Here is a 16,952-nt window from a genome sequence, read left to right as displayed (position 1 = left end):
TTCCGTGGTGCCGGACTTCGCCGGTCGCGGGAGGTCGGACAACCCTGGTTGTCCGCGGACGATCAGGGGGGAAGCATGGCGCGAGCGGGGCGCCCGCAGGGGGCCATGAAGGGTGCGACGCGGGCGGCGGACGAGCTCGCCCGGTTCCTGGTCGAGCTCACCGCGGGGCTCACCGTGCGCGAGATGGCCCAGCGGTACGGCGGGGGCAAGACCAGCTGGGGCGAGTACCGTTCCGGAATCCGGATCATCCCGCTGGGCCGGCTGAACGCGGTGGTACGGGACCGGGTGCGCGACGGGCGTGGCCGCGAGGACATGCTGCGCCGGGCCGGACGGCTGCACGACGCGGCCCTGGTCGCCGGGGTGGAGGCCGAGCCCCCGGCCCGGCTCGACGAGGCACTGCGGCGCGCCGAGGCGGATCTCGCGGAGTCGGAACGGATCGTGCGGCAACTGGCGTCGGTCATCGCCACGTTGCTGGCTGAGCAGGAGGCCGCGGCGGCGACGGCGACGGATCCCGGGTCGACGCGGCCGAAGGCGACGCCGCATCCCCGGCCGGCCTCCGAGCCCGCCTCCGAGCCCGACTCCGCGTCGGCCTCCGAGCCGGTCTCCGAGCCGGTCTGCGCACAAGAGGGCGGCGCCGGGGCCGGGTTGCTGGACCGTGCGATGGAGCAGCTCGCCGCGGTGTGGGCCGTTCGCGCAACGGCCCGGCGGATCACCGCGCTCGGGGACGCGGCCCCGACCGGGCCGGGGGCACTGCTCCCGGGGAGCGGCGGGCTCGCCCTCGAACTGGCGCGGACGGCGAACGTGTTGGAGTACGTCCGGTGGGAGGCGGGCTGCCTGGAACAGGACGCGTACGAGGAGTGCCTCGCCCACCGGGGGCCGATCGAGGGCGTGGTCCTGGAACGCACCGACCGCCCGGCGGCGGCGCCCGTGACCGCCGTGCCCGGCACCCCGGCCTCGCCGTCCCGGCCCCCCGGCCCCGGCCCCGGCCCCGGCCCCGGCCCCGGCCCCGGCGGCACGCTCGCCGTGATACCCCCGGCCGTCACCCGGGCCACGCCGGGCCGTGCCGGTTTCGCCGCCGCGGCCGTGCTCGGCGTTGTCACGATCACCGCGGCGGTGCTGGTCGTCCTCGGGGGCAGCCAGCCACTGGTCGTACCGGTCGGAGCAGGTCCGGTACAGCCGTACGCGCACCCCCGGGGCGGTCCGCAGACCGGCTCTGCGGCCGGCACCGCGCCCACGTCCGCCGGGCCGTCCGGCTCCGCCCCCGCGTCGGCATCCGCGCCCGCACCGGTAACGGCACCGGCCGGGAGTCAGCCCGGCGCGCCACCGCCGATGCCCGGGCCGGCGACCCCGCCCGCTCCCGCACCGGGCGCCGGCGGGCCCATGCCGCCCTCCCCCACCGCCCCGCGGACGCCCCCGGACGGGGCGGAACCGTCCCTGCCGGCCGCCGGTCTGCTCCGGCTGGCCAACGCCGGCAGCAACCGGTGCCTGAGCGTGCCCCAGGACAGCACCACCCCGGCCGACCCTCTGGCCCTGGCCGACTGCGGTGAGGATCACGAGCAGCTGTGGCACCTCACGAAGGAGTCCGGCGGCGCGGCCGGGACCGTGTACTCGATCCGCAACCGGTTCAGCGGCCTGTGCCTGTCCGTGGACGCGGCCCGGGTCACCAACGACGCCGCGGTCACCCAGTACCTGTGCGGGGACCGTCAGGGGCTGTTCCCCGACCAGTTGTGGACCCTGCGTTTCCACGCCGCCTCCGCCGCATGGCAGCTGGTCAACGTCAACAGCGGCAAGTGCGTGGCGGCACGGGTCGGCGGCGGGGCGAACGATCCGGCCTTCCAGCAGGACTGCCGTGAGGACCCCTGGCTGGCCTGGCGGGTCTGACCGCAGTGGCGGCAGACCGTGCCGTGCTGCCCGGGCGGGGATCGCTCGGGCACCCGCCCGGGCGCCCTGCTGCCTCGTCCGGGTGGATCTTTCCCCCGACCGGGGCTCTCCGCTGGTCGTATGGGGTGAAAGGCGCGCGCCAGTCGTTTCCCGGCCCTGGGCGGGAGGCGTTGACGGGGACGTGAATACCTCAAGCACCGCCCCGATACTGCCCGTCCCTCGCACGGCCGAGGCGCCACCCACCGGGCACGACTCGGGCGCGGACACCGCGCCCGGCGTCATACTCATCCACTCCTGCACCACCCTCGGTACCACCCTGGTCGTCCACCTCGCGGGCGAGATCGACCACTTCAGCGCCGCACCGCTGAGGGTGTTCCTGGCCTCGGCCGCCGACAACGGCCATACCGGCGTGGTGCTGGACTGCTCGCGGGTCACCTTCTGTGACTCGGGCTTCCTGGCCGCGCTGGACTGGTGGCCCCGGCGGGGACGCCGTCTCAGGCTCACCCATCGCTCCCGGGCCGTGGAACGCCTCCTGCGCGCGGCCGCCGCGGTGACCCGGCCTCCCGACGGCTCCCTGGCCCACCGCCCCCAGCCGCCCTCGTACCTGGGCCCCACGGGGTAGACGACGCAGGGGTGGTGGGCCCGGTCACCCCACGGGCCTGCCCCCGCCCCACGGCCGGCCCGTGGTTTCGGGTCCTGCCCGGCCGGCAGGGGGCGGGCAGGCCGGGGCCGGCGAATCAGCCGAAGCTGCGCCGGTGTTCCCTGCTCTGCTGCGGTGGGATGGTGCGCAGTCGGCGGGCAGGAGGTCGCCCCGGGGCGGTCCTGCGCGGGTCGTCGTCATCGGATCGGCCTGCGGTCTGGTCGGGTTGTGCGGGTGCCACCGCCGGGAAGAGCGCGATCGCAGCGATGGATGCCGCCACCAGGACGAGGATGATTGCAATGCTCACGGACATGGGTCCCGCCTTTCGCCTTGACCTTTACACCCTGTGGCTACTCAGCGTTTCCATTATCAGGCGCTCTAAACACGTTAAGTGACACCCAATCAGCGGAACGGACCGGTGGCGTTCACCTGCGAGAAGTAGTGAGACAGCCGCACCGTCGCCGTGATCCTCCCGTCGAACTCCGCCGTGGTCGGGCCGCGGAGCGCGTCCTCACAGGAATCGCCCCCCTCGGCGGTGGGGGATCCATGCGCTGCACGGCTCTGCAGGCTTCCGTCGCACCTCTCCCCCACGGCCATCGCACCCCGCAGCCTGCAACCCCCGGGGCGCCCCCGACGGCGGCGGGGTGGTTCAGTGGATCTCGAGCAGGCTCCGGGCCAGAGCGCGGAGTTCCTCGTCGGGGTGGACGTCCGAGAACGGCATCGCGGGGAGCAGGCGCAGCGGGGAGAAGGCGAAGGCACGCAGCGCGGGGCGGAGTTCCTCGGGGACCCGGCCGATGGCGGCGAGGGCTTTGAGGGCGGAGAGCCCGACCGGGGTGGGGCCGATCAGCCCGGCGAGGATCGGGACGGCCCGTTCCGGCGATCCGGTGGCCGTGTGGTGGGCCTCGGCGGCTGCCATCCGGGTCCACTCGTAGCGTGCGGTCAGCAGCGGCTCGATGAGCGGCAGCAGGGGAGCGGCGGCGCTGCCGAGCGGCGGGAGGCTGCTCAGGTGCCAGTGGACGGGGCCCCGGGCGGCGAGCAGGCCCTCGAAGACGCGCAGCGCGGGGGCGGCGTCGCCGGTCAGCCGGTGGTGGGCCAGGGCGGCCGCGGCCCTCAGCGAGGGGTCGGTGCTGTGCGTGGCCTCGTGGAGCAGGGCGGTGATCTCGGGGGTCACGACGCCGTTGAGCCCGATCTGCCGGGCGGCGACGACGGCCGCGCGGCGGGTGCGGAGGCAGTCGAGCAGTTCCGGCTGCGCCTGGCGCACGGCGGCGCCGAGTCCTGTCAGGGCGCCGATCAGGTCGATGGCCTCGTTGCCGGTGGCGCCGGAGGCCAGTGTGCGGCGGATCTCCGGTATCAGCCGGTCGGCCGCCCCGGGGCACGCCGAGGCGGCGGCTCTGAGCGTGTCGGGGCCGGGAGTGCGCAGTACCAGCTCCAGGGCTCGGGGGTCGCGTGAGCGCGCCAGGGCGAGGAGTGCGGGTGCGGCTTCGCTCTCGTCGTCCGAGCGGGCGTACTGGTACAGCATGTCCCTGAGGTCCGCGCCGGGCTCGGGAAGGCGCTCGATCCACCGGCCGATCGTGGTGAGGCATTCGGCCCGGCCGTGGGCGTCCCTCTGGTGCGGGAGGGCGGTGAGCATCAGGTCGAGGACCTCGGGCTCCCGGTCGCGCCAGGTCTCGGCGATCTGCCCGCCGAGCCGGGATCCGCGCGATCCGAGGTCTCCGGCGGCGATCCAGCGGGCGGCCACGGTGAGGCCGGCGTCGACGTCGCGGGTGAGCAGGTGGGTGAGCCGGTCGTCCGGTGAGGTGGTGCCCGCCCAGGCCAGGCCGTCGTCTCCCGGATCCGGCTCGGCCCCGTCCTCGGTGAAGACGTCCACCAACGGCTTCTCGTACGGGGGTCCGGACCGTTCGGCGGCGAGCAGGGCCGCGGCCAGCCGGACTTCGGGGAACGGGCTGTCGAGGGCCTCGGTCTCGCGGCCCAGCCGGGCGAGGACGGCCAGGGCGTCCGCCCGTACGGCCGGTTCGGGATCGGTGGTGTACAGCTCGTCGACGCGGCGTTCGGCCGCGGCCCGGACCTCGGCAGGCAGGAGACCGGCCACGGCGCCGACCACTCGGAGTGCCGCCCTGCGCACCGGGCGCGCGGTGTCCGCCAGGCAGGGCAGCAACTGCGGTAGCACCCGGGCGATTTCTGCGCAGATCGCGGCGACGGGACGGCCGGGCCAGTGCGGGGATCCGGTGTCCTCCGGGTCGTGGTCGGCGAGGACGGCGAGCAGTATCAGCAGCTCGTCGCGCCGGCCGGGGACGTGCAGGACGGCGTGCGCGAGGAACGGCACGGCAGGTGCGGAGGCCGGGTAGACGGTGCCCTGGTGGTGGATGTTGCCGTACAGCTCGTGGATCGCCTCGCCGACGGTGTCGGCGTCGTCCTCGTAGAGCGCCCTGATCAGCTCGGGTACGTCCTCGGCCGGTCCGTAGGCGTGGGTCAGGTCGTGCCACTGGACCTGGTCCAGTTCGGCCGGAGATCTCATGGTGGGCGCTCCTCAGCTGATCAGGTCCGCCGACCGTACCGATCACCACTGACAACGCCCCGTCGGTGATCGCGACCGGCTTCTGTCGGCCAAACCCGCCAACCTGCCGCGCCCCGGGCGTACTTGGCGTCGCGAAGGCGAGCCGTCGGCGCACCGACCGGTGCTGAGCTGCACGGATCCACCGCTCCGGGCAGCGTGTCCGTCGGTCGGAACGCCCGGGTCCGGTGCCGACTCCCCGGTGTTTTCCGGCAGTCGGGTGATCGCGGGCCCGAACTTTAGCGGATGGAGGTCCATATCCTCCCCGAATACCTGATGTTCGCCACGGCCCCGGTATCCGGCGCGTAGCGTCCCTCCAGTCCAACCCGGCCGGAGGCGCGAAGCCGGCCAGGGTCGTGAGAAACGAGAGGCTGCAACGATGAACGTAGAGACGTCCCTGAAAGAGGCCATGACCTCGATCGAGGGGAGCGTGGGAGCGGCACTGGTCGACTACACGAGCGGCATGGCTCTCGGCACGCTGGGAGGCAGCAAGGATCTCGACCTGACGGTCGCGGCCGCGGGGAACACCGACGTGATCCGGGCGAAGACCCGCACCATGGAAATGCTGGGCCTCAAGGAGGACATCGAGGACGTACTGATCACCCTCGGCAACCAGTACCACCTGATCCGGCTGCTCAAGGGGCGCGGGGGCAACGGCCTGTTCCTCTACATCGTCCTGGACAAGGCCAAGTCGAACCTGGCCATGGCCCGGCACCAGCTCAAGCGCATCGAATCCGACCTGGAACTCTAGCCGCCTTCCTGTACCCCGTTTCCTTTTTTTGCCCATGAGTTGAAGAAATCTTCAACTCGGCACATCCGAATGCCGTCACCGGTCGTTCGGTCGGGGTCGGGGTACAGGAGAATGGCTGGTCATGGTCACCGGGGGCGGGCCCGGCAGTACCGAACGCCGTCCCCGTCCATTGGTCAGAACCCGGGTAGGAGCGTTGCCACATGCAGGTCCCGCTGTACCAGGCCAAGGCGGAGTTCTTCCGGATGCTCGGACACCCCGTCCGCATCCGCGTACTAGAGCTGCTTCAGAACGGCCCCGTACCCGTGCGCGAGCTGCTGAACGAGATCGAGATCGAACCGTCGAATCTCTCGCAACAACTCGCGGTACTGCGCCGATCCGGCATCGTGATCTCCATACGCGACGGCTCGACGGTCAGTTACGCCCTCGCCGGTGGCGATGTGGCGGAACTGCTGCGGGCCGCTCGACGCATTCTCACCGAACTGCTGGTCGGGCAGAGCGAGTTGCTCGCCGAGCTGCGGCACGCCGACACGTCGGTCCACACGGGATCTCCCCCGCTGTAGGCGGCGTCCGTCCGTTGGTGCGTGCCGAGGAAGGGCGCTCCGCCCGGCCGGGGAGGCCGGGCGGAGCGCACGGGTCGGGGTGGTGGGCGGTGGGTCGGGGTGACGCCGGCCCCGTCAGCCCTGGCAGAGTCCGCGGGCGTAGTCGTACGTCGCGGTGGCCTGCGAGTAGCGCCACTGCGGATCCAGCAGATCACTCCCCAGCTGTCCGGCCGCGGCCGGGCTCTCGACGATGTAGCCGAAGTCCTGCAGCCACGACGGGTAGAGGTTCTTCGAGCCGATGTAGAAGGCCGATCCGTCCACGGAGACCAGCTTGTGGTGCTGGGCGTACGGCTTCCCATCCGCCCAGGTCGGCCGGTCGGACGCACGGAACGTGGCCAGCTGGAGGTTCTCACACATGGCCGTGCGGGCCCGGCCGCCGTCACCGGTCAGGGCCGTCACCCGGCCGCGCAGGGCGTCGCTCACCTCGGAGAGCGACCTGATCTGCGAGTAGCCGCCGCTGCCGATGGTGCCGCGGTTCGCCGGATCGCTCACCACGATGCGGACCTTCACGCCGGAGACGAGCTTCGCGGCGAGGGCGTCGTAGAGGCGCACGTCGTAGCGGGGCAGGGGCGGGCAGGTGGCGTGCACGTCCTGCTGGGAGATCTCGATGTGCGAGGTCGCGCTGGAGACGAGGGCGCGCAGGGCGCTCTCCTCCGGGTTGACGGTGTCGTAGTCCCGGTCGTTGTTGGTCTTGTCGGGCACCCCGATGCCGCACTTGGTGTCACCGGCCGTGGGCAGGACGGGGCGGAAGGACGAGGTGGGGTCGTTCTGGCGGATGCCGACGCCGAGGCCGCCGACGGCGAGCGCGGGCACGTCCCCGCCGCCCGCAGGAGAGGCGGGCCGCGGCAGGGTGGGCATGCAGTCCGCGCCGGGCGAGGCGGCGAACCAGACCGAGCTCCAGCTGGTCCTGTTGCGGCAGGTCCAGTCCCACAGGGAGTCCAGGTAGCGGCCCGCGGAGCCGGCAGCGGGCCCGGACAGCGCCAGGTTGACGTCGCTGACCGGATGGGTCGTGTCGAGGTAGTCGTCCTTCCAGCTGTTGATACCGCCGGTGATCACCGAACCGCCGTCCACCACGACCAGCTTGGAGTGGTTCCAGGAGAAGGAGGTCTTCGAGGTGGTCATCGAGGCCACGTTGAGGGTGATGTTGGCCGCGGCGGCGGGGCCGAGCTTCGCGAGCAGCTCGTCCCGGTAGGACGAGGGGATGACCGTGGAGTGGTAGATGGGCGCGGCGCCCACCATGATGCGCACCTTCAGCCGGTTGCCCTTCTGGGCGGACTCCTTCAGACCCGCGACGATCGCGTCCTGGTAGCCGCCGTTGGGGAAGGGGGCCAGCGTCGATATGTCGACGGTCTCCCGGGCGCCGGCGATGTCCTGGCGCATCTTGTCCAGGAGCCGGCGCGATCCGGGCCGGTCGGTGCAGGTGGCGTCGCCCCAGCAGCCGGGGGTCTGGAGCAGCCAGTCGGCGCCGCCGGGCGTGGAGGAGCCGAGGCGGTTTCCGGAGGTGCGCTCCCAGACCGAGCCCTCCAGGCCCGGCGAGACCTGGCGCAGGGTCTGCTCGATCGAGTCCAGGTGCGGGGTGGGCGCCTCCGCCGCGTGGGCGGGGGCGGTGGCGCCGAGGAGGGAGATGCCGAGTGCGAGGGCCGAGGTGGAGACGAGGGCCGTCGTACGGACGGTGCGTGCCAATGTGGTTCCTTGACTGGGGGGGTGGCTCGGGCCGGGACGGGCGCGCAGGCCGGCCACGCCTCGACCTTGATCAACTCGCGCAAGTTACCAGCCCGTAGCCCTCTGTTCACCTTCGCCGGGCGACTTCCGGCCACGCCGCTGCCGCCGCCCGTTCCGTACCCTGGTCGCATGCGTACGCGCCCCACCCTGAGCTGGACACCCACCACCGAGGACCTGCGGCCCGGCAGCACGGATCCGGGGCCGGTCGCCGACGCGCTGCGGGCCGGCGGCGTACTGGTGCTCAGCGGGGCGGGCATCTCCACCGAGTCGGGCATCCCCGACTACCGGGGCGAGGGCGGCAGCCTGCACCGGCACACCCCGATGACCTACCAGGAGTTCACCGCGAGTGCCCAGGCCCGGCGCCGGTACTGGGCGCGCAGCCACCTCGGATGGCGCACCTTCGGCCGCGCCAGGCCGAACGCCGGGCACCGGGCCGTCACGGCGTTCGGGCGGCACGGGCTGCTCGCCGGGGTGATCACCCAGAACGTGGACGGCCTGCACCAGGCCGCCGGCAGCGAGGACGTGGTGGAGCTCCACGGCAGCCTGGACCGGGTCGTGTGCCTCTCCTGCGGCGCCTCCGGCTCACGCCGTGACCTCGCGCGGCGGCTGGAGGCGGCCAATACGGGCTTCGAGCCCGTGGCCGCCCGGCTCAACCCGGACGGCGACGCCGACCTCACCGACGACCAGGTCGGCGGCTTCTGCGTGGTGCCCTGCGCGCAGTGCGGGGGCGTCCTCAAACCGGACGTGGTGTTCTTCGGCGAGACGGTGCCCGCGTCGCGGGTCGGGCGCTGCCGCGAGCTGGTCGACGGCGCGACCTCGCTGCTGGTCCTCGGCTCCTCACTGACGGTGATGTCGGGCCTCCGGTTCGTCCGGCAGGCGGCGCAGGCCGGCAAGCCCGTGCTCATCGTCAACCGGGACCCCACCCGCGGAGACCGGCACGCCGTGACCCGGGTCGCGCTCCCCCTGGGTACGGCCCTCACCGCCCTGGCCGACCACCTGGACATCCCGGTCGACGGCGGCACCACCACCTGACCCCGCACCGGGGGCCTGCGGCGTCGACGGCCCCGGGCGATATTCGCTGGTCGTTGCTGGCGGTGGTGTTCATACTGCCGCCATGGATCCGGTGACGATCGGGACCGACCGGCTGCTGCTGCGAGCCTTCACCTCTGCCGACCCGGATGCGGTCCACGAAGCCTGCCAGGAAGTACACCCTCGGCCCGGTGCACGCGATGCTGCTGAAGTCGAGGACCGGCCGGGGTGGCTCAGAGGCATTCACAGCCCGGGCCGTACAGCACCAGGAAGGCCGCAGTCGCGGCGGTCAGGACGAAGCCGGCCGAGGTCACGGCCGCGAGTCCGCGCCGGCCGCGGCCCTTCGCCGGGGCGCGGAAGGTCACCCAGGCGCCATGCGCGAGCGCGAGGCTCAGGACACCCGCCCCCGCGAGGGTCGCGCGCGGGCTGAAGGACCACGCCAGATAGGCGATCAGGGCCAGCAGGCCGAGCAGCACGCAGGCGAGCACGCTCAGCACCACCTCGGCCACCACTTCGCCGACCGTCTCCACCAGGAAGTCACCGACCCCCTTCACCGTCTTGCGGACCCCCATCCAACTCCCCCGTCGCCACGCCTGCCCCGTGGCAGGAAAGACCCGCGGGGTGCCCGGACGGTTGCCTCGCGCGGGGTGTGCGTCATCATGAGCAGCGCCGTCCCGGGTGCCCGGAGAAGGAGGAGTACGCGCCATGTCCGACAGCACACCGGCCGCCGCCGGCGGAATGCTGCACCACGTCGAGATCTGGGTGCCCGACCTCGGCCGGGCCGTCGCCTCGTTCGGCTGGCTGCTCCAGGCGTTGGGCTACACGCCGTTCCAGAGCTGGAGCGACGGACACAGCTGGCGGCTCGGAGCGACCTACCTGGTGTTCGAACGGTCCCCGGACCTCACCTCCGACCGGCACGACCGTTGCCGGCCCGGGCTGAACCACCTGGCGTTCCACGTAAAGGACCACGAGACGGTGGAACGGCTGGTCACCGAAGGCCGGGAACACGGCTGGAGTCTGCTGTTCCCCGATCGCCACCCGCATGCCGGTGGCGAAGGGAGTTACGCCGCGTACCTGGTGAACACCGACGGCTTCGAGGTCGAACTCGTCGCCATCGACCGGCCCCGGCGAGAGTCCCCGGACGCGCGAGATCGATGAGCTGATCGGCGTCGGGGGCCGGCCCGGCCGCTCCTCGTCCAGGAGCTGTCCGGCACCGACGTAGCGGTCGGGGTGCTGCCCGCCGCCGACGCCGCGGCGGCCCGCGCCTGTCCGGTCCAACCGCCCGGCTCCGCCCGGTCGAACCCGGACGCCATCGTGCAGCATGGCGGCGGTCTGCTCGTGGACGGCGGATGGCTGCGGTCCACGGCAGCCGGCGCCTCGTCACGCGTTCTGCGGCAGGGTGACCGGCCGTGCGCCGGGCGTGCCCGTGGACTCGGGCCCGGCCCGGCCGGGGCGGGGTCACGCGGTCGGGGCGTGCCAGGGGATCTCGGCCCAGACCTGCTTGCCGCCGCTGAGCGGCACGGAGCCCCAGGCCGTCGCCGTCGCCTCGACGATGAGCAGACCGCGGCCGCCGGTCGACTCCCAGCTCACCGACACCGGTTTGACGGGGCTGCGCGGCGACGCGTCGTTCACGGCGATCCGCAGCCGGTCCGCCGACAGCGTCAGGTCCATCCCCACCTCGCCCTGCGTGTGCGCGATCGCGTTGGTGACCAGCTCGGACACGATCAGCAGAGCCGTGTCGGTCTCCTCCACCACACCCCAGGACCGCAGCGTGCGCGCGGTGAAGCGGCGCGCGTGCAGAACGGCCTTGGGCAGGCGCCACACCGTCCAGTGGCCCCGCTTGGGCCGGCCCGCGGTGCCGTCGTAGCGCAGCAGCAGAAGTGCCACGTCGTCGTCGCGACGACGCACGGGCCGCTGGTTGAGCAGCCGCTGTGGGGGCTGTAGCCGCCCCTCGGCCTCGGCGAGGTCCTCGCACACCCGCCGCATGCCCTCCTCCAGCGGCAGCCGGGCCGACTCGACCAGGCCGTCCGTCAGCAGGACGAGCAGGGTTCCGGGGAGCAACCCCAGTTCGGTCATGGGGAATTCGGCTTCCGCGAGCACCCCCAGCGGCGGCCCGCCCTCGACCGCCATCTCCTCGGCGACGCCGTCGGGATGGCGCAGGACCGGCGGCAGGTGGCCCGCTCGGACGACCCTGGCGATGCCCTCCTCCATGTCGAGGTCCACATACGTACACGTGGCGAACAGATCGGTCTCCATGCCGACGAGCAGCCGGTTGGCCCGCGCGACCACCACGTCGGGCGGATGGCCCTCCACCGCGTAGGCCCTGACCGCCGTACGCATCTGGCCCATGATCGTGGCGGCGCCGGCGCTGTGGCCCTGTACGTCCCCGATGACGAACGCCACGTGGGCGTCGCCGAGCGGGATGACGTCGTACCAGTCGCCGCCGACCTCCAGTCCCGCCGTCGCCGGCAGGTAGCGGGCGACGGCGACGCCGCCGGGCAGCTCCGGGAGCTTACGGGGCAGCAGGCTGCGCTGGAGCATGGTGGCGAGTTCGTGGCCGGCGTCCAGAGCGTGGGCGCGTACCAGGGCCTGCCCGACCAGCCCCGCGGTCGCGGTCAGCAGCGACCGCTCCTCCGGCGCGAACCGGTGCTCCTCGTCCCACCCCACGAGGCAGACCCCGACCATCCTGCCCTCGGCGGGCAGCGGCAGCACGGCGAGACCGCCGGGTCCGACGCCGAGGAGGCCCGGTTCGAGCGGAGCGCCCGGCGGCCACAGGCTCATGTGGCCGGCCCGGAGTGCGCTCTGCAGGGTGGGCAGGTCGCCGAGCGACACATCGGGCCACTCGGACCGCCATTCGGCGCGCCAGGCCTCGGGCCAGGCGTCCGGCTCCGGGGGGTCGAGTGCGGTGACGATGAGCCGTTCGGGTTCCAGCTCGCCGACCGCGACCCGGGAGGCGCCGAGCGGCTCGCGCAGGGCGGCGACCGCCAGTCGGCTGACCTCGCGGATGGTCGCCGCTCCCGCGAGCGTGGCCGACAGCCGCTGTACGAGGGAGACCTCGTCGGCGCTGGGCCGCAGGTAGGAGGCGTCGGCGACCACACCCAGGACGCGCTGGGGGGCGCCGTCGGGGTCCACCTCCACCCGGCAGCGCAGGCCCAGCCAGCGCAGCTCGCCGCCGGGGCGGCGGATACGGAACGCCAGCTGCTGCCCGGTGGCGGCCAGCCGGTCCGGCTCGACGACGGCCATCAGCGCGGGCATGTCGTCCGGGACGGCGCAGGCGAGCAGGGTCTCCACCTGCCCGTCGAACTGCTCGGGGGACAGGCCGAGCAGTTCGAGCACGTGCGCGTGGGCCTCCATGCGGCCGGTGCCGAGGTCGAGGATGAAGGCGCCGCCCTGGTCGGGGACGAGTGACTGGACGAGATGTGCCTGCGGGGCCCTGCGCCCGGCGAAGCGGGCGGCGACCGATTCGAGTCCGGCGGCCACCTGGTCGGCGTACAGTTCCAGCAGGCTGCGGTCGTCGGCGCTGAAGCCCTCCCCGACGTCGCCGGCGACGATCAGGCAGCCGAGTTCCTGGTCGCCGTGGCCCAGGGGCAGGGCGCCCAGCGAGATCCGGGCCGGGGAGGTCGGGTCTCCGTCCCGGACCCGGGTGGGGAAGTGGTGGGGATCCTCCTCGATGAACGTGGCGAGTTCCTTGGGGGTCAGCCACAGCGGGCGGCCGGAGCGGAAGGCGTTGGCGGCGGGCGAATGGCCGGCCACGGCGAGGATCGCCGGCAGTCCGTACAGCACGCCGCGGTTTCCGGTCAGTTCGGCCAGATGGAGTTCCCGGTCCTGGTCGGCGGCCACGTAGACGGCGGCGAGCTGCGCACCGCAGAACGCAAAGCGATGTCTGCTCACTGTCCGTGTCGCCTCCTCCCGGAACCGTCCCGCCGAGCGACCGCTCTCCCTCCATGCTGTCGCCACCGGGACCGATCGGGCGACTCGGAGGGTGCGGGCGGGAGGCGGGGGGCCTGAGCACGCGTACTTAAGGCCCCCGTGCCGGTCCGGCGCCGAGTGCGGACACCCCTCTATGACGTCCTGCGGGGCGTGGGGAGGGTGAGACGGGTGGCCGGGCCGGCGGCCGGGAGGGCGATGGGGCTGGCGCCGTCATGGTCGTGTTCGACGTCCGCCAGCGGGCGGGTGCGTTCGGCCGCGTGGGCGAGCCATGGCCAGATCCGGAACGGGTCGCCGGAGTCCGTCGGCGCGGGCCCGGTGCCGCTGATCCACGTGGTGAGGGTGAAGCGGTGGTCGGCGAAGTGGCCGCTGGGGCAAGTAGAGGGCACGACCTCGTGGAACGCCCCGGCCGGGAAGAACACGATGGTGTCGTGCTCGGGCTCGATGGTGCGGTACGACTCCGCCGGCCGGGCCCCGCCGTCGGCGAGCAGGGTGTCGTACAGCCGCAGCCGGCCGCCGCCGAAGCCGCGCGGTGTGCGGTGGAGGTAGTACACGGCGGAGAGGGCCGTGCCGACGTCGCGGACCCGTGAGGCGTCGGTGTGAATGCCGTAGTGGCCCCCTTCGCCGTGCGACGTCAGGACCGTCAGGGTCTGGGTGAGGGCCCCGCGGTGACCGAGGATCTCCTGGACGAGCGGCAGGCAGTCCGCCAGGTGGGCGCTGAAGACGGAGCTGGTCACGGGGAGGACGAGGGAGCTGCGGCCCTTGTGGGAGACCTGGCCCGAGAGGGGGTCGAGGACCGTTCCCGCGTGGAAGTCGGCCTCCCGGGAGATCGCGTACGACAGCAGGGTGGCGGCGCGTCCGGCGCCGAGGAAGTTCTCGAAGCGGCACACCGGTGCCGGTACCACGGGGGCCGTGGACCACCGATCGGAGGGAGGCAGGGCCTGGGTGTCGATTTCCGCCGGGGTGGCCGATTCCATCGCGTATCCGCTCATGGCCCGGAACCGTACGCGCGGCGGCGGGAGCCGTCGAAGGGGCACATGGGGGCGCACGGGGGAACGGCGTACCGGCGCCATGCGCTTGCGGGCGCGGGCGGGTCCGCCGCGCGGCGGACCCGGCGTACGCCGGCGCCACCGCCTGCCCGGACCGCTGCCGCAGATCGCGCGGGACGCGGGGCGGAAGGAGGATGGAGGGTGCGAGGCGAGGCAACGTGATGAGGTGGGCGCGATGACCATGCAGACCCCCTATCCGCCGGTGACGGTGTCGGCCCGGCTGGACGCACCGCTGTCGCGCTGGCTGTGGCTGGTCAAGTGGATCCTCGCGATCCCCCACTACGTCGTACTGGCCTTCCTGTGGCTCGCGTTCCTGGTCATCAGCGTGATCGCCTTCTTCGCGATCCTCTTCACCGAGCGCTACCCGCGCGCACTGTTCGACTTCAACCTCGGAGTGCTCCGCTGGTCCTGGCGGGTGTCGTACTACGCGTACGGCGCCCTCGGCACCGACCGGTACCCGCCCTTCAGCCTCGGCCCCGAGCCCGACTACCCGGCCCGGCTGGACATCGCCTATCCCGAGCGGCTCTCCCGCGGCCTGGTCCTGGTGAAGTGGTGGCTCCTCGCCATCCCGCAGTACCTCGTGATCGGCATCTTCACCGGCGCCCTGCACAGCGGTACGTGGGGCGCAGGGCTCATCGGGCTTCTCGCCCTGATCGCCGTCGTCACCCTGGCCTTCACCGAGAAGTACCCCCGCGACCTGTTCGACCTGATCATCGGGCTCAACCGGTGGGTGCTCCGGGTCGCCGCCTACACCTCCCTGATGACGGACTCGTACCCGCCGTTCCGGCTCGACATGGGCGGCGACGAGCCGCTGACCGCCGCGCCCTGAGCCGGGGCGGCCATGCGGCAGCCCGTGTCCGGAGGGACGATGGAGCCGTGACGGGACGGGCGGAAGGAGAGACCATGCTGGGAGACAGCAAGGCATTCAGCGGTTTTTCGGTCGACAGCGTCGACACCGCGAAGGACTTCTACGGCTCGGCCCTCGGCCTGCGGGTCTCCGAGGACAACGGGCTGCTGTCCCTGCACCTCGGCGGCGGCACGGACGTCCTGGTGTACCCCAAGGAGAACCATGCCCCGGCGACCTTCACCGTGCTGAACTTCCCGGTGCCCGACATCGAGCGGGCCGTCGACGACCTCGGTTCGCGCGGTGTGGCCTTCGAGCGGTACGACGGCTTCCGTCAGGACGAGAAGGGCATCTGCCGCGAGGAGGGCGGACCCCCCATCGCCTGGTTCAAGGACCCGGCCGGGAACATCCTCTCCGTGCTGGAGGCGGACGGGGCGTAGGGGGTGTCCTGCCGGTTCGGGGGCCTCGACGCGCAGCACGCCGCGGACGACGTCGCCGTGCTCGCCGCCCGGCTGCGCCTCCGGCCGCCCCGGAGGAGGCGGCCGGGTGACCCCTACGGCGGCTGCGCCGGCTCAGCGAGCGGGGAGCGCCGGAAGGGCCGGTGACAGGGGCGCCGGGGCTTCGACGGCACCGTGCTTCGGGACCTGCGGCGCCTGCGACGGCTTCGGCACGGTCCTGCCGCACAGGGCCTGGTCGCGGTAGTCCGTCATGGCGGCGTCGGCCGGGTGCGGGTCGAACGCGGTGCCCGCCTCGTCGATGCGCTGATACTTCATCAGGTTGTACCCGAGTGCGAACTGCCGGGTGCCGTCCGGGCTGGACAGGGCCATGGTGCCGGCGCCCCAGACGCCTCCGTCATGGCCCCAGGCCGGGCCGCACGGGGTGTCCAGGGAGTAGATGCCGAGGCCGTAGCGCAGGACCACCTCTCCCTTCCCGTCCTTGACCTCGTACGTGGTGCGCATCTGGTCCAGCTGGCGGCGCGGCAGGAGGTCACCGGTCAGCAGGGCCCGGTAGAAGGTGTTCAGGTCCTGCGGGGTGGAGACGAGCGCTCCCGCGGTGCCGCCCCAGGTCATGTTGTAGACGCTGTAGTCGCGCGGCGGGTCGATGATCCCGTAGAAGCTCTCGTACATGCGGGCGTGGGCACCGCGGATGTGGGGGTCGGTGCCGGGGAAATAGGTGTCGCGCAGGCCTGCGCGCCGGATGACGTCCTTGGCGATGAGCCGCTCGGGGTCCTGGCCGGTCACCTTGCGGAGGATCTCGCCCAGCAGCACGTAGTTGGTGTTGGAGTAGTACCAGTCGGTGCCGGGCTCGAACCGCTGGGGCCGGGCCACGCCGTAACCGATCAGCTCGGCGGGGCGGATCGTCCGGTAGCGGTGGTAGTCCAGGCTGCCGGTGGCGCCCTTCTGGAGGGAGGGGAAGGCGTCCGCGATGTAGTCCTCGATGCCGCTCGTGTGGTTGAGGAGCATGCGCACGGTCACCTTGCGGCCGCGCTCGCCGGGCAGGAGGTCGGGCACGTAGTCGCCGACCGGCCGGTCCAGGTCCATGCGGCCCTTGGCGTTCTGCTGGAGCACGGCGACGGCGGTGAACGTCTTGGTGACGCTGCCGACGCGGTGCCGGAGGTCGGCACGGACGGGGCGCCCGGTGGAGAGGTCGGCGGTTCCGGCGGCGCCGTCGAAGCGCTCGCGGCCGTCGCGGGCTGCGGAGAAGATGCCGTACACGCCCGCGTCCCGGACCGCGTCGAGCCTGGCCTGGAGCTCTGCCCGGTCGAGGCGGTGACCGGCGGCCGCCGCCCCGGCGGCCTGCCCGCCGGGGCCCGCGGCACTGGCGGCGGGGGCGAGACCCGCCAGCAGGGCCACGGCGACGGCGGTGGCCGAGGCCGCGCGGCGCCGGGCAGGACGGACGACGGGACGGGGGTGACTCATGGCGGCTCCTCGACGCGGGCCTGGTGGGGCCGGTGACCGG

The 16,952-nt window shown here is 73.0% G+C and carries 15 protein-coding genes; 8 read left to right on the top strand and 7 right to left on the bottom strand.

Translation table 11 applies throughout. The annotated features are described in order from the left end of the window. The first annotated feature begins 75 nt into the window (after positions 1-75). Both AAT21_RS20850 and AAT21_RS20845 read left to right on the top strand, forming a co-directional pair. A complete protein-coding gene (locus AAT21_RS20850) occupies positions 76-1,881 on the top strand; it encodes an RICIN domain-containing protein (protein ID WP_157879756.1) in 1,806 nt (601 codons plus the stop codon). Positions 1,882-2,062: 181 nt separating this feature from the next. Next, the gene (locus tag AAT21_RS20845; protein WP_046778279.1) at positions 2,063-2,503 is read left to right on the top strand and encodes an STAS domain-containing protein; all 441 of its coding nucleotides are present in this window, start codon (positions 2,063-2,065) and stop codon (positions 2,501-2,503) included. Between the two features lie 115 nt (positions 2,504-2,618). Here AAT21_RS20845 and AAT21_RS37680 read toward each other — a convergent pair whose 3' ends face one another. Both AAT21_RS37680 and AAT21_RS20835 read right to left on the bottom strand, forming a co-directional pair. Further along, the gene (locus AAT21_RS37680; protein ID WP_157879755.1) at positions 2,619-2,828 is read right to left on the bottom strand and encodes a hypothetical protein; all 210 of its coding nucleotides are present in this window, start codon (positions 2,826-2,828) and stop codon (positions 2,619-2,621) included. 342 nt (positions 2,829-3,170) lie between these two features. Then, positions 3,171-5,036 carry a hypothetical protein gene (locus AAT21_RS20835; RefSeq protein WP_046778277.1) on the bottom strand — a complete coding sequence of 622 codons (1,866 nt, stop codon included), beginning with the start codon at positions 5,034-5,036 and terminating at the stop codon, positions 3,171-3,173. 415 nt (positions 5,037-5,451) lie between these two features. Between AAT21_RS20835 and AAT21_RS20830 the strand changes: the two genes are divergently transcribed. Together AAT21_RS20830 and AAT21_RS20825 are read left to right on the top strand one after the other, a co-directional pair. After that, a complete protein-coding gene (locus AAT21_RS20830; protein WP_046778276.1) occupies positions 5,452-5,823 on the top strand; it encodes a hypothetical protein in 372 nt (123 codons plus the stop codon). 200 nt (positions 5,824-6,023) lie between these two features. Then, a complete protein-coding gene (locus AAT21_RS20825; RefSeq protein WP_046778275.1) occupies positions 6,024-6,383 on the top strand; it encodes an ArsR/SmtB family transcription factor in 360 nt (119 codons plus the stop codon). A 114-nt stretch (positions 6,384-6,497) separates the two neighbouring features. On the opposite strand, the gene AAT21_RS20820 is transcribed toward AAT21_RS20825, so the two are convergent. Beyond that, the gene (locus tag AAT21_RS20820; RefSeq protein WP_046778274.1) at positions 6,498-8,105 is read right to left on the bottom strand and encodes a phospholipase D-like domain-containing protein; all 1,608 of its coding nucleotides are present in this window, start codon (positions 8,103-8,105) and stop codon (positions 6,498-6,500) included. Positions 8,106-8,273: 168 nt separating this feature from the next. Between AAT21_RS20820 and AAT21_RS20815 the strand changes: the two genes are divergently transcribed. Next, on the top strand, positions 8,274-9,176 hold the full coding sequence (locus AAT21_RS20815) for an NAD-dependent protein deacetylase (RefSeq protein ID WP_046778273.1): 903 nt from the start codon (positions 8,274-8,276) through the stop codon (positions 9,174-9,176). Positions 9,177-9,406: 230 nt separating this feature from the next. Here the strand turns inward: AAT21_RS20815 and AAT21_RS20810 are convergent, their stop codons facing one another. After that, on the bottom strand, positions 9,407-9,745 hold the full coding sequence (locus AAT21_RS20810; RefSeq protein ID WP_046778272.1) for a hypothetical protein: 339 nt from the start codon (positions 9,743-9,745) through the stop codon (positions 9,407-9,409). 133 nt (positions 9,746-9,878) lie between these two features. Between AAT21_RS20810 and AAT21_RS20805 the strand changes: the two genes are divergently transcribed. Beyond that, positions 9,879-10,331: a VOC family protein gene (locus AAT21_RS20805; protein WP_046778271.1), complete on the top strand. Its 453-nt coding sequence runs from the start codon at positions 9,879-9,881 to the stop codon at positions 10,329-10,331. A gap of 300 nt (positions 10,332-10,631) precedes the next feature. On the opposite strand, the gene AAT21_RS20800 is transcribed toward AAT21_RS20805, so the two are convergent. Beyond that, positions 10,632-13,064: a SpoIIE family protein phosphatase gene (locus AAT21_RS20800; RefSeq protein WP_046778270.1), complete on the bottom strand. Its 2,433-nt coding sequence runs from the start codon at positions 13,062-13,064 to the stop codon at positions 10,632-10,634. A 170-nt stretch (positions 13,065-13,234) separates the two neighbouring features. Then, on the bottom strand, positions 13,235-14,092 hold the full coding sequence (locus AAT21_RS34600; protein WP_157879754.1) for a 2OG-Fe(II) oxygenase: 858 nt from the start codon (positions 14,090-14,092) through the stop codon (positions 13,235-13,237). 232 nt (positions 14,093-14,324) lie between these two features. Here AAT21_RS34600 and AAT21_RS20790 point away from each other — a divergent pair, with 232 nt between their 5' ends. Together AAT21_RS20790 and AAT21_RS20785 are read left to right on the top strand one after the other, a co-directional pair. Further along, positions 14,325-14,978 (top strand): DUF4389 domain-containing protein, encoded by a 654-nt coding sequence (locus AAT21_RS20790; RefSeq protein WP_046778561.1) that lies wholly within the window; start codon positions 14,325-14,327, stop codon positions 14,976-14,978. A 74-nt stretch (positions 14,979-15,052) separates the two neighbouring features. Further along, positions 15,053-15,433: a VOC family protein gene (locus AAT21_RS20785; protein ID WP_046778269.1), complete on the top strand. Its 381-nt coding sequence runs from the start codon at positions 15,053-15,055 to the stop codon at positions 15,431-15,433. A gap of 132 nt (positions 15,434-15,565) precedes the next feature. Here AAT21_RS20785 and AAT21_RS20780 read toward each other — a convergent pair whose 3' ends face one another. Continuing rightward, the gene (locus AAT21_RS20780) at positions 15,566-16,912 is read right to left on the bottom strand and encodes a serine hydrolase domain-containing protein (protein ID WP_167350604.1); all 1,347 of its coding nucleotides are present in this window, start codon (positions 16,910-16,912) and stop codon (positions 15,566-15,568) included. Positions 16,913-16,952 lie beyond the last annotated feature (40 nt).

This window comes from Streptomyces yangpuensis, assembly GCF_001005295.1.
Taxonomy (GTDB): Bacteria; Actinomycetota; Actinomycetes; order Streptomycetales; family Streptomycetaceae; genus Streptomyces; species Streptomyces yangpuensis.
This window is presented reverse-complemented; position numbering and strand designations above follow the sequence as displayed.

What these genes read in the sequence shown, in the direction of transcription:
- AAT21_RS20830 (WP_046778276.1), top strand. Translation starts at nt 5,452, where the DNA reads ATGAACGTAGAGACGTCCCTGAAAGAGGCCATGACCTCGATCGAGGGG.
- AAT21_RS34600 (WP_157879754.1), bottom strand. Translation starts at nt 14,092, where the DNA reads ATGAGCGGATACGCGATGGAATCGGCCACCCCGGCGGAAATCGACACC.
- AAT21_RS20815 (WP_046778273.1), top strand. Translation starts at nt 8,274, where the DNA reads ATGCGTACGCGCCCCACCCTGAGCTGGACACCCACCACCGAGGACCTG.
- AAT21_RS20805 (WP_046778271.1), top strand. Translation starts at nt 9,879, where the DNA reads ATGTCCGACAGCACACCGGCCGCCGCCGGCGGAATGCTGCACCACGTC.
- AAT21_RS20825 (WP_046778275.1), top strand. Translation starts at nt 6,024, where the DNA reads ATGCAGGTCCCGCTGTACCAGGCCAAGGCGGAGTTCTTCCGGATGCTC.
- AAT21_RS20780 (WP_167350604.1), bottom strand. Translation starts at nt 16,912, where the DNA reads ATGAGTCACCCCCGTCCCGTCGTCCGTCCTGCCCGGCGCCGCGCGGCC.
- AAT21_RS20810 (WP_046778272.1), bottom strand. Translation starts at nt 9,745, where the DNA reads ATGGGGGTCCGCAAGACGGTGAAGGGGGTCGGTGACTTCCTGGTGGAG.
- AAT21_RS20785 (WP_046778269.1), top strand. Translation starts at nt 15,053, where the DNA reads ATGCTGGGAGACAGCAAGGCATTCAGCGGTTTTTCGGTCGACAGCGTC.
- AAT21_RS20850 (WP_157879756.1), top strand. Translation starts at nt 76, where the DNA reads ATGGCGCGAGCGGGGCGCCCGCAGGGGGCCATGAAGGGTGCGACGCGG.
- AAT21_RS20835 (WP_046778277.1), bottom strand. Translation starts at nt 5,036, where the DNA reads ATGAGATCTCCGGCCGAACTGGACCAGGTCCAGTGGCACGACCTGACC.
- AAT21_RS20790 (WP_046778561.1), top strand. Translation starts at nt 14,325, where the DNA reads ATGACCATGCAGACCCCCTATCCGCCGGTGACGGTGTCGGCCCGGCTG.